Consider the following 11,806-nt stretch of genomic DNA (forward strand, 5'->3'; position numbering starts at 1 on the left):
GCCGGGTGCGAGCACACATTACACATCACGCCCCTAAGGCGTACTGACGGAAGGCACCTTCGTGTCCCACAACGACGATACCCGCAGCCAGGCTGCAGCGGGGACCGCCGGGCAGCGCACCCTGAAGCGTTCTCTGTCCCACGGACAGATGACCATGATTGTGATGGGTTCCGCGCTTGGTACGGGCCTCTTCTTGGGCTCGGGCACCGCTATTGCGATGGCTGGTCCTGCGGTCATTCTCACTTACGCTATTGGTTCTGCGCTCGCTTCGGTGATTGGCGCAGCAACCGGTGAAATGGCGGTTCGCTACCCTGTCCGCGGCGGTTTCGGCACTATTGCTACCCGCTACCTGGGCCCGTTCGCGGGCTTTTTGACTCGCATCGCCTACTGGACGGCGACTGTTCTGATTGCCGGCGTTGAGCTGGTGTCGGTGGCGACCTACCTGAATTATTGGTGGCCGCAGCTTCCCCTGTGGACGGGTATTGCCGCGTTTGGTGTGGCGCTGATTGTGCTGAACCTGACGAGCGTGAAGTCTTTCGGCATGCTGGAGTTCTTCCTCTCTTCGATTAAGGTCATTTCGATTGTTGCCTTCCTGCTGGTGGGTCTGTGTCTGATTTTCTTCGGTCTGCCCGGTCACGCCGCGGTGGGTACCGCTAACCTCTTCAATGACGGCGGTTTCATGCCTAATGGTGTGCAGTCGGTGTGGCTGTCGCTGGCCGTTGTGATGTTCTCCTTCGGCGGTATTGAGATGATTTCGATTTCTGCCGCGGAGGCGAAGGATCCCTCCCGCTCGGTGAGCTCCTCGGCGAAGGCGATGATGGTTCGCCTGGCGACCTTCTACGTGCTGGCGGTTCTGATTGTTGTTGCCGTCATTCCGTGGCGTTCGGCGTCGGGCCTGGGCGATGCGGTGGATGCTTCCCCGTTCGTTCTGGTCTTTGAGCAGCTGGGTGTGCACGGTGTGGCGCACTTCGTGAACTTTGTGGTGCTGATTGCGGCGCTGTCGAGCGCGAACGCGAACCTGTACGCGGGTGCGCGTCTGCTGCACTCCCTGGCGGCTGACGGCATGGCGCCTCGCCAGCTGGCTCAGGTGAACCGCGCCGGCGTTCCGGCTCGTGCAGTATGGCTGTCGACCAGCGGCATGGTGATTGCTATTCTGCTGGCGCTGTACAGCCCGAAGGAAGCATTCCTTTCCATGATTTTCGTGATCATGGTGTGCGCGCTGACCGTGTGGGTTCTGATTCTGTTCGCCTACATCGTATACAAGCGTGTTGAGCCGGCGACCGATGGTTTCCGCCTGTGGGGTGGCCAGTTCACTGCCGCGGTCGGTGTTCTGCTGCTTTTCGCGGTGTGGGTTGCGCTCTTCATGGTGCGCGGTTCCATGATTCCGGCTGTGGTGGGTGTGGGCTACTTTGTGGTCCTGAGCCTGCTGTACTTTGCTCGTATCCGCCACACTCACGTGATTGATGAGCAGACCTTCGTGGAGGCTCAGAAGGCAACCGGTGAGTATGACGCTATGCAGTACGACGCCGACCATGCTCTAGAGACCGCGGCGAAGCTGGGCCGCTAGGGTTTACGGTTCTGCGCCCTGGGGTTTGTCCCCTTGGAGCCCCGCACGGGGTAGCCGGGGGCTAGCGCGGGTAATAAACGAAAAATACGGAAACTTTTCGGAATTCCTCGTAATAAACCCGTAAAAATACCGTGGGCTCTCAGAGCGGGTCTATGATAGACAGTGAACCGTATGATCTTGTATGCGTTCAAATGTCTGTGTGTTGGATGAGGCTCGAAAGCATCGTAGCTTTCGAGCCTCATCATTTTAATTTCCAAACATATTTTTAGAGCATTAAACCTAGATAATGTGTTCATTTGCTTTATAGTGCGAACCTGTGTGAACAGCCCCCTCAAAGCGGCGGGGGAGTAGAGTTAAAACCATGCAAAGCCACGAAAACACCCCCGAAAAGAACTCCGCCTCCGAGGCAGCTACCACCGACGAACTGCTGGTTCACGTTCCTGCCCGCTGGGGCGACATGGACGCCTACGGCCACGTCAACAACGTCGCCATCCTCTCCCTCATGGAAGAAGCCCGCGTGGCGCTCTTCGGCCCGCCCCCGTCATCTGGTGAGAAGCCGGCCGTGGCACCACAGCCTCCCATTCCGCTTTTTGAACTGGTCACCGAGGGCGTGCAGGCGCTCATTGCCGAGCACGGCATCCGCTACCTCGCGCAGCTGCCCTACACCGGCGAGCCCGTACCCGTGCGCCTGCGCGTGGAGAAGGTCAGCGCCGCCTCCGTGCGGATTGGCTACTCGATTCTCTCCCCGGTGGACGGCCGCGAATGCGTGCGTGCCTTCACCGTGCTGGCGTTCTGGGATTCCGTGGCGGGGCGGCTGACCCGACTCAGCCCCGAGCAGCGTGACCTGCTGAGCTCCTACCTGCCGCAGAAGTAGGGGCTGGCGCTCTGCTGTAATAAACCGGTCTTGAACGGGGTTAAGCGTATGCTTTAAATACCTTCTGCAAAGGGTGCAAAAGGTTCATTCCCGGGAGAGATAACAATGTCGTTTCACCACACTCAGGCAGGCCCTGCCGGTTGGGGTCGCCGCACGATGCGCGCCACCGGATGCGCCGCCGCCCTGCTCCTTGCCCTGACTGGCTGCTTTGGCGGTTCTCAGAGCGAAAACTCCTCGTCGAACCCCAGCGCCTCCGGCACGGCTAACCACTCGAAGTACCCGCTACCGTCCTCGACGGCATCGCCGACGAAGAGCGCTGAGCCGGCAAAGAGTACCGAGCCGACGGTCACCGAAACCCAGGTGCCCGCCCCCGCAGAGAGCACCGAGGCGAAGGCGTCCGAATCCTCCGCACCCGCTGAGGCGAAGGAAACCCCCACCGCGGCAGCGACTCCTACCGGTGACACTCCTCGCGCGCCCGAAAAGGTGGAGGCTGAACGCGCCTCCGCCGGCGAGCGCTGCGGACACATCGGGCGCAAGGGCTACCTGAAGGGTGGCGCGGAAATCATCGTGTTGCGCGGTACCGTGGACTGCGCCCACGCACTGGATGTGCTGACCGAGTACGTCACCACCCCGCGTGCCGACGACAACCTGACCCAGCACCAGATCGCGAAGGTTCAGGACGCCACCTGCTACTGGAACCCGCAGTACGAGATGGCTGAGAACCGTCGCGAGGACCGCGGCGCCCCCGAATGCACTATTGGCGAGGATGCCGCCTTCGTGGCTCGCCTGCAGAACCCGGACGCTCCCGAGATCCCGTTCCTCATGGATCCTGCCCGGTACGACTCCGGTGCCGGCTACTACCGTTTCAAGAGCTACGATGAGCGCACCGTCTGCGAGTTGAATCCCGCTGAGTCAACTCTGACCTGTGAGCGTCGTCTGGGCGGTCAGCTCACCGATGGTAACGGCGCGGTGGGTCGTACCTTCTCGGCGCCGGTGCGCATCACCCGCATGAATTTTGCTACGGGTGCCTACGATGAGCGCGTGGAGGATGTTGCCCCCGCGACTCTGCATGCCGAGAGCACGACTGCGAACACGCTCATGTTGCGCCCGAATAATGTGACGACATTCCCTGCGGCTTCCGGTAAGCAGATTACCTGCTACGGTGATCCGGAGGACGGCATGATGACCTGCCAGGACGGCGGAACCTACTCGGTTCCGATTGGTGGCGGTCAGTTCTAAAACGGAGCGCGCGGGCATAATGGTTTGTCGATAGCTCGGGAGGGGCTCCCTGCAATGCCGGGGAGCCCCTCCTGCTGTGTTCTTCTGCCTGGTGCGTTCTTCCTGCGGTGTTTTTAGGGGGCTACCCTGCGGGCTCCTAAGTAGGCGTATAGCTAGCTCACAGGTAGCGTCTTTAGAATACTGGGTAGGAACCCGAACCGATGACGCAGAAAGGTCACCATGCATCCGGCACAGAAGCACTCTACCCAGACTTCTTCTACTACTCTCCGCACCGCTAAGCGCTACAGCCCCGTGGCGCTCGGTGCCACGCTCCTGCTGGCGCTGTCGGCGTGCTCCGGAGGCGCCACTACCGCCTCCCCGAGCGCTACTGCGACCCCGAGCCCGAGCGCTACGAGCGCGAAGGCAACCGCCAGCCCCACCCGCACCGCAACGGTCACTGAAAGCACTCCGACCGCCGGTACTGTGCACACCCCCAGCGCGGCGGCTACCGTCACCCCCGGCACCATCACTACCGTAAGCCCCGCAGCGACCGCGCAGGCGAGCGCGAAGGCGAGCTCCTCCGCATCGGCTAAGGCGAATACTTCGGCGAGCGCGTCGAGCACCGCAAGCCTGTCCAGCTCGGATGTTCAGTCTGCGGGCGGTAGCTGCGGCAGCATGGACGCTACCGGCTACCTGAAGCACAATGCTACGGTTCAGGTGGCCTCGGGTGCGGTGGATTGCCTGTTTGCGCGTGAGTTGATCCGCCAGTTTGTGGTGCAGAACCCCGCCGAGGTGACCGATAAGGCGAATGGTGAGCGTACCGTCATGTCGGCGCGCTGCTACTGGAAGCCGGGCGACGGCGCGGATCGTGCGACCCCCGAGTGCGTGTCCCTGGATGGTGGCAGCACCGTCATTACCGTGAAGCTGACCAACTAGTTTACGACTCACACCCGGCAGGGCACACCCCAGAAGGACCCCCCCCGCAAAGCACGGGTGTTAAACACAAGCGCCGCGTTGACGAATGATTCGTCAACGCGGCGCTTTCGTGTCTCGAAGCTATCTCAGGCAGCTGGCGCGGCGGGTTTTAGAGCTCTCCGCGGGCACGGGCGGCGAGCACGTCATCCAGGCGGGCGAAGGTCGAACGCCAGGTGGTGCGCACCTCCTCGTGGACCGAGGCGGGCATGGGACCAATCTCAATGACGATGCGGGTACCGGAACCCACGCCGTCGGCGGTAATCACGGTTTCGGGGAAGAAACGGTGACGCTGGTACACCAGCACGCTACCGGGGTTGCCCAGGTGGTCGGGCAGCTGCTCGGCGTATTCGAGCTCCTTGAACGGTTCAATGCTCAAAAAGCGGCTCTGCAGAATGCAGGACACCGAGGGGTCAACCTCGTTGATCATGGACAGGCGTTGCATGCCGCCGACGACGGGCTCCACGACAACGTCGGTGGGGCGCACGTGCCAGCCGGCGGGGCCGTACCAGCGGACCAGCAGTTCGGGGTCCAGGTAGGCGCCGAAGACGTCCTCGACCGGTGCGGCAATCTCGTGGTCGAAGACGAGAAGCTCCTCATCGGGAACATGAGTGATGCTCATAGGGTTCTCCTTAAACGGGTTGAAGAGCGGGTTTAGGGCTTCTTGCCGGAGTAGTAGTTGCCGAGGAACTCGTCACGGTACTCGAAGTAGGTGCCGTCCTTGATGGCTTCGCGGGCGTCGTCCACCATGCGCACGATGAAACGCTCATTGTGGATGGATGCGAGGGTCGCCGCCAGACGCTCGTCCGCTTTGAAGAGGTGGCGCAGGTAGGCGCGGGTGTAGTGGGTGCAGGTGTAGCAGTCGCAGCCCTCGTAGATGGGCGAGAAGTCTGCTTTGAAGCGTGCGTTGGTGATGTTGTAGCGGCCGGTGGGGGAGTAGACGGCTGCGTTGCGTGCCACGCGGGTGGGGGAGACGCAGTCGAAGGTGTCCACACCGTTCTCGATGCCGACGAAGATGTCGTCGGGTTCGGAGATGCCGAGCAGGTGGCGGGGCTTGGATTCGGGCAGCTCTTCGGCGCACCAGCGCACGATGGTGCCGAGGTTTTCCTTCTCGAGCGCGCCACCGATGCCGAAACCGTCAAAGGGCATGGAGCCGAGGTCCTGGCATGCCTTGCGGCGCAGGTCCTCGTACTGGGCGCCCTGAATCACGCCGAACAGCGCCTGGTAGGGCTTGCCCACGCGCTCTGCGGTCAGTCGCTGGTGCTCAGCGATGCAGCGCAGCGCCCACAGGCGGGTGCGTTCGAGAGCCTCCTCCTGGTAGCCGCGGGAGTTGTAGAGGGTGGTCAGCTCGTCGAAGGCGAACATGACGTCGGCACCAATCTGGTGCTGAACCTGCATGGACACCTCGGGGGTGAAGCGGTGAATCGAGCCGTCAATATGCGACTTGAAGTTTACGCCGTCGTCGTCAATGTGAGCGAGGCGTTCCTTGCCCTTCGCCACGTCGTCGTCGCCGAGGGGGCGGCCGTCGGCGCCCTTAGCGCCCGCGACGGTACCCATGTCGATAACCTTTTTGAATCCGGAACCCAAGCTCATGACCTGGAAGCCGCCGGAGTCGGTGAAGGTGGGGCCGTCCCAGTTCATAAAGGCACCCAGGCCGCCTGCCGCATCCAGGATTTCGGGGCCGGGCTGCAGGTACAGGTGGTAGGCGTTGGAGAGCAGAGCCTGAGCGCCGAGCTCCTTCATGGATTCGGGCAGGACCGCCTTGACGGTTGCCTTGGTGCCCACGGGGGTGAAGGCGGGGGTCTGAATCTGTCCGTGCGGGGTGGTGATGACACCGGTGCGTCCGCGGAACTGTCCGCCGTTGGCTTCTACACGTTCAGCGCTGGGGGAGGCGGTGTCCGCCAGGCGGCTGGTGATGGTGAAGCCAAAGTCCTCGGTGGGGAAAGAGTTATCTAGAACGCTCATTCTTCTCTCGATTGTTTGCTTTCCGTCTGAATGTCTACACCCTAGCCTACCGGAAAACCCCGCCTCCTTTGCCGGAGGCGGGGTTCGCAAGAAGCTAGCCGGGCGCAGCTGGGTTCAGCCAAGCTTAGCCGGCGAAGTCGCCGAGCATATCCACGGTCGGCACGAAGAAGAGGGTGCCGGTCACCGCGGTGCTGAAATCCAGCAGACGGTCGTAGTTGGCGCCGTCCACTCCCATGAACATGTTCATGAGCATCTTCTGAACGGTCGAGAAGGTGCTGGCGTAGCAGATGAAGTAGGTGCCCAGCTCGTTGTTACCCACGGTGCCGAAGGGCATGTTGTCGCGAATAACCTTGAAGTCGTCACCGATATTGGCGATGGCGGAGTGCGAGTTGGCGGGCTTTTCGTCCTCGCTCATCTCGATGTCGTCGTGCTTGGAGCGGCCGATGACCTTCTCCTGCTCGGAGACGGGCAGGGCGTTCCACGCGGTCATGTCGTGAATGTACTTCTGTACGAACTGATAGCTGCCGCCCTTGTACGCGGGGTCGTCGTCACCGATGAGGCCGAAGTATTCGCGTGCCGCGGGGGTCTGCGGGTTCTCGGTGCCGTCCACAAAACCGATGATGGAGCGGCCGTCCCAGTAACGGAAGCCGTGCACCTCCTCGAGCACCTCGGCAATATCGCGCAGAGCCGCGGTAATAGCGGACGCCATATCGTAGGCAACCGACGGCTGGGTCGCGCGGATGTGGAAGTGCAGATTGCCGGGAGTGGAGACTGCAGTGTGCTTGGGGCCCCTAATCTCCTCGAACTCCACAAGCTCCTGCGGCAGCGGCTTGGGCAGATCCAGGGTCAGCCACGCGCTGTGGCTGATACCCAGAACGACGTTAGCGTTCTCGGGCGAGTAGCGGTTAGCGGCGGTGTGGTTGAGGTTAATGACGAGCCCGCAGAGGTTCTGGAACCCCTCAATGAGCGCGTCCTGGGAGACGCCTTCCTTGAACTTCCACACCATGAAAATGGTGTTAGCGTTCGGGCTGGCAGTGACCTGTTGTGATTCTGAAGCAAGCATAAAATTCACCGTACGCCTGCCTGCAAGCCCCCGCAATGAAACCAGCCCTAACCTTCTGCGCTGCTGAGAGAAGGCTAGGGCTGGTATCAACGCTATGGAATATAAAAGCTGTGTTTAGAAACCGTGGGAGGCGAGGTCACGGGCATGCGCCAGACGTGCCGCCGTCTCAAAAATAGTCCACGCCTGCACCTGAGTGGACAGCTCCACCGGCGCGCCGGGCTTCACGACCTTACTCATCGGCTCGGTGAACCGCGGGGAGAACTGCACGAGCGCCTTACCGCGAATCTCGTTCGGATCAATGCCGTACTCGTTCATCGGAAGGTCGGGGTCAAACTCGCGGCGGCCCTCCCACAGGGCGCGTGCGGTCGAGTACACCAGGGTGGATGCGAGCGCTCGCGCCTCATCGCTGAGCAGCGGCGAGGATGCCGCCATGCCCAGGTAGCGTACGAGAATGCCGGTGAACAGGCCACCGTCGCCGTCGCCGTGCGAGATGAGGATGCGGCGGCGCGCACCGGAGAGGAACTCCACCTCTTCGGTCATGTGCTTGACGATGCCGACGATGAGGCGTTCGGCGCGTTCGGCGGGGTCCACCTCGCAGGGCACGCCGGAGGCGGCGAGGCTCAGCAGGGCGCCGAGGGCGGTTCCCTGGTTGTAGGTGTATTCGCCGCGTTCGTAGTCGTACTCGTCGCCGCGCACGTTCACGCCGTCAATATAGAGCGAACGTTCTGCATCCCAGAGGGTTTCGTTCATCCAGTCCATGAGCGCGGCGGCAGTCTTCGGGTCGCCCGCACGCACATACGCCAGGGCGGTCGGCGCGGTCGCCGCAGCATTCACAAAATCACGCTTGGACTTGCGCCAACTCATGCCACCCACCGGGGAGAAACCCTTTGCCAGCTGCTCGAAGAGAGCCGCGCCAGCATCCTGGGCGGCAACATCGTTCGCGCCGGTCAGCTCAATGCAGAAAGAGTTCATACGACCCACCGCGAGGGTCAGCCACGCCATATCGTCAAAGTAGTCGTTCGCGAAGCGGCCGTAATTACGCACGTTAATGCCGCGCAACAGTGCGCGGGCACGGTGCAGTTCCTCCTGAGCGGCGGTGATATCGCCCTCGCGCAGGTGACGCTGGCCGGCATCAATCACGCAGTCCAGCAGGTGCGCCTGCCACCAGTAATGCCAAATGTTTAGGCGCTGGCTCAGCGGGCGCGGGTCGGGTACCTGCACCGAACCGATGAGGGCGCCGGGAACACCAAGGATGCGGTGCGCGAAGGTGTCGGTGACGCTGGCGGCTGCGGCAGCGGCATGCGAGGAGGTGCGCTCGGCGTACTCGCTAATCGACTCCAGAGACTGCGCGTTGTGGGAAGACGGCTGGGAATTCATGGACCCTCTGTAGTTGCGGTGAAGTATTACGTCTGAAATTATCCCACTTTTTGCCCTCTGAGCGCCCGGATGCTGTGGGCGGGCTCTCGGGTGTGATCCCTCTTCGAGAGCCCGCCAAGAAGATGCACCGCAGGGAACGGGATGAACGCCACTCAAAAACCGCTTAGGCGGCTGCAGCCAGCGAACGTCCGCTGTACAGATTCACCCGCTCACCGGTGATGGGGTGCTCAAAGCGCAGGCTATACGCCAGCAGCTGCAGCGGGTACTCGGGGCGGTCGGGGGCATCGGGGAGTACCTGCGGGTAGAGCACATCGCCCAGAATGGGTGAGCCCAGCAGGTTCAGGTGCGCCCGCAACTGGTGCGTCTTGCCGGTGTGAGGAGCCAAATCATAGAGCGCCCATTCTCTATTCGGTTCCGCGCGCCAACTCTCGACCGCCTGCGCGCTCGGGGTGAAAGTCCGCAGAATCTTCGCGGTCGTGAGCGTATTTGGCTCCACGCCCTGCGCCGCGCACTCTTGCTCAGAAAGCTGCTGAACCTGCAACCGATCACGAATCTTCTGAATATGCGAACGCACCTGCAGACCCTCCGCACTCAACGTCTGCTCGAATGCCGCAATATCGGCGGGTACCGGCGCCACGGTACGGTAAGTCTTCGACACCCGGCGGTGCTGAAACATCATCTGGAAGGGACGGCGCGCCTCCACGGTCTTAGCAAAAAGCAGCACGCCCGCGGTCGGGCGGTCCAGACGGTGAATCGGAATCAGCAGCGGGTTCTGCTCGCGCACCCGCAACTTGGTCAGCGCGGTCTGCGCAATATAGGAACCGCGTGGGGTCGTCGGCAGAAAATGCGGCTTATCAATCGCCAGCACGTGCTCGTCCTCGTAGAGCACCGGCATATCGGAGGGCAGCTCCGGCTCATCGGCAAGCTCGCGGAAGTACCAGATGCGCTCGCCCGGCATGTAGGGGCTATCGCTGGTCAGGATTGTGCCGTCATCCAGACGCACCTCGCCAGTATTAAAGCGGGCGTGAATAATCTGCGGGTCGTTCGGGTAGAAGCGCGCAATCAGATAGTCCGCAATGGTCGCCGGGGCGGTGCTGCTCGGGGTGGTGCTGGTCGCGGAGCTACCGTTCGGGGCAAGCTCGGCGGGGAGCTCCTCTAGGTACGGCAGAATCAGCTGAATCGGGTCAATGCCGTTCTTCTGCGCCAGGGGAGGGGTCAGCAGACGGCGATGCGTGCGGCGTGCAGGCTTCGCCTGGTGGGCGGTGTCGGGCTGTATTCCCTGCTGCGTATCGGGCTGAGAGCTGGACTGCGGGCGTGCGGTGTTCTGTGTGGGCATGGCTCTACTCTACCGTCTTCGCGGGGCCGGTCGGTGGCGGCTCAGATGAGCCGGGCTGAACCGGGCTGTCTACCGGATGAGGCGGGTGGAAATATTGCCGTGGGTCTGGCTGTGGGGTTGCGAAAATCAGATTTGTCTGACACTCATGCACGTATGTGTGAATGTGTGGAACAAAAAACGAAAACTTCACAAATTTTTGAAATTATTGGACATTTAATTTAAAAAAACTGCATTAATTTTACAAAAAACAGCGTTTAAGTGCGGTATTTTCGAAAATGCTGTCAAATCAGAAACTAATAACCCTCAATTTAGCCCCTGTGGTTTTTCTAAGTATAAAAGATGTAAAGCAATTAAAGACCTGCTAACCTGGGCATCCTACGTCATAAACACCTTAATAAAGGCTGGAAACCGCCTTAAAGCGGTACGATTAAGACACAGAAGTTCGAAATGTCGAACGAAGGGGTCGAAATGGGACAGAAACAGCGCAAGGATGCAGAGATTAAAGGAACAGCCCCGATGACAGCGATGCAATCGGACAATTCTAAAATACCGGAAAATAAAGCAGGAGAGGTTATGGAACATTCACAAAAGAATGCAGAGCCTCGCACCGGTGCCCTGCGCATGGAACCGCACGAACGCGAAGAGCAAATTCTGAAAATTGCTGCAGAACATTTCGCTCGCCGCGGCGTGCTCGGCGCCTCCATGAGTGCTATTGCCCGCGACGCTGGCATCACGCGAGCCCTGCTCTACCACTACTTCCCCGGCAAGGACTCCCTGGCGGCAGCCGTCACCCGACGCGAAGCCAAAGCAGTCCTCGAAGCCCTGGGCGAGCACCACGAAAACCCCGAAGAGGCCCTGCGCAATGCACTGCGTACGTACTTCCTCGTCGTAGCCGGTGTCCCCACCCCCGGTGGGGAAGACTTCCCGAACAACCCCACCGACTACCTCGAATGGATGCTCGAGCACACCGGCATGCCGATTAATGACCGCACCCGCGTCATCCTCGGTGGTTGGTTGCAACTCGTCGACTACTTCGCCCTGCACGTCGTGCAGCTCAACCCCCGCGATCAGCGTACCGTTCGCTCCCGCGGGCTCGGGCTCGAAGAAGCCATCGACCTGTGCCTGGGTGCCGTGGACACCCTCACCGGCGGCTACTAGCTGCCTCAAGAAGTGACAGGTCAACGTAGGACTTCCCGCTCCGATGTTTGGTTACGTGCTCCACGGCAAAGGCGACGTGGACATCCGGGCGGTTATTCCTCCGCCGCGCCGCTTGCGACGTGGCGGACTCCGGGAACACCACCCGGTTCGTGAGTAGGGAAACATAATGCCCCGTACCCCCTTTCCGTGAGGGTACGGGGCATTATGATGCTCAGATTTTGTGATGTTCAGGTTGAGGGTGAAGGAATTAGCTTAACTTGAGGCTGAGCCTGAGGC

10 protein-coding genes are annotated in these 11,806 nt (G+C 61.2%); 5 read left to right on the forward strand and 5 right to left on the reverse strand.

The features are described 5' to 3' along the window. Nucleotides 1-61: 61 nt before the first annotated feature. The 4 genes from RWL87_RS06905 to RWL87_RS06920 all read left to right on the forward strand — a co-directional run bounded on the left by RWL87_RS06905 (nucleotide 62) and on the right by RWL87_RS06920 (nucleotide 4,595). The gene (locus RWL87_RS06905; RefSeq protein ID WP_313969357.1) at nucleotides 62-1,567 is read left to right on the forward strand and encodes an amino acid permease; all 1,506 of its coding nucleotides are present in this window, start codon (nucleotides 62-64) and stop codon (nucleotides 1,565-1,567) included. A 361-nt stretch (nucleotides 1,568-1,928) separates the two neighbouring features. Continuing rightward, nucleotides 1,929-2,441 carry an acyl-CoA thioesterase gene (locus tag RWL87_RS06910; protein ID WP_313969358.1) on the forward strand — a complete coding sequence of 171 codons (513 nt, stop codon included), beginning with the start codon at nucleotides 1,929-1,931 and terminating at the stop codon, nucleotides 2,439-2,441. Between the two features lie 105 nt (nucleotides 2,442-2,546). Further along, the gene (locus tag RWL87_RS06915; RefSeq protein ID WP_313969359.1) at nucleotides 2,547-3,680 is read left to right on the forward strand and encodes a phosphoglycerol transferase; all 1,134 of its coding nucleotides are present in this window, start codon (nucleotides 2,547-2,549) and stop codon (nucleotides 3,678-3,680) included. A gap of 219 nt (nucleotides 3,681-3,899) precedes the next feature. After that, the gene (locus tag RWL87_RS06920; RefSeq protein WP_313969360.1) at nucleotides 3,900-4,595 is read left to right on the forward strand and encodes a hypothetical protein; all 696 of its coding nucleotides are present in this window, start codon (nucleotides 3,900-3,902) and stop codon (nucleotides 4,593-4,595) included. A 148-nt stretch (nucleotides 4,596-4,743) separates the two neighbouring features. Here the strand turns inward: RWL87_RS06920 and RWL87_RS06925 are convergent, their stop codons facing one another. The 5 genes from RWL87_RS06925 to RWL87_RS06945 all read right to left on the reverse strand — a co-directional run bounded on the left by RWL87_RS06925 (nucleotide 4,744) and on the right by RWL87_RS06945 (nucleotide 10,372). Next, a complete protein-coding gene (locus RWL87_RS06925) occupies nucleotides 4,744-5,253 on the reverse strand; it encodes an SRPBCC domain-containing protein (RefSeq protein WP_005507177.1) in 510 nt (169 codons plus the stop codon). A 32-nt stretch (nucleotides 5,254-5,285) separates the two neighbouring features. Further along, nucleotides 5,286-6,596 (reverse strand): tRNA guanosine(34) transglycosylase Tgt, encoded by a 1,311-nt coding sequence (gene tgt, locus RWL87_RS06930; protein WP_070641819.1) that lies wholly within the window; start codon nucleotides 6,594-6,596, stop codon nucleotides 5,286-5,288. A 124-nt stretch (nucleotides 6,597-6,720) separates the two neighbouring features. Further along, nucleotides 6,721-7,659, reverse strand: a complete 939-nt coding sequence (locus RWL87_RS06935) for a Dyp-type peroxidase (protein WP_313969361.1) — start codon at nucleotides 7,657-7,659, stop codon at nucleotides 6,721-6,723. A gap of 114 nt (nucleotides 7,660-7,773) precedes the next feature. Then, entirely contained in the window at nucleotides 7,774-9,036 is a 1,263-nt protein-coding gene (locus RWL87_RS06940) for a glycoside hydrolase family 76 protein (RefSeq protein ID WP_313969362.1), read from the reverse strand. A gap of 163 nt (nucleotides 9,037-9,199) precedes the next feature. Further along, a complete protein-coding gene (locus tag RWL87_RS06945; protein WP_313969363.1) occupies nucleotides 9,200-10,372 on the reverse strand; it encodes a pseudouridine synthase in 1,173 nt (390 codons plus the stop codon). A gap of 573 nt (nucleotides 10,373-10,945) precedes the next feature. On the opposite strand from RWL87_RS06945, the gene RWL87_RS06950 reads away from it, so the two are divergent. Then, a complete protein-coding gene (locus RWL87_RS06950; protein ID WP_313969364.1) occupies nucleotides 10,946-11,530 on the forward strand; it encodes a TetR/AcrR family transcriptional regulator in 585 nt (194 codons plus the stop codon). The last annotated feature ends 276 nt before the right edge of the window (nucleotides 11,531-11,806 follow it).

The organism is uncultured Rothia sp., from assembly GCF_963555405.1.
Lineage (GTDB): Bacteria > Actinomycetota > Actinomycetes > Actinomycetales > Micrococcaceae > Rothia.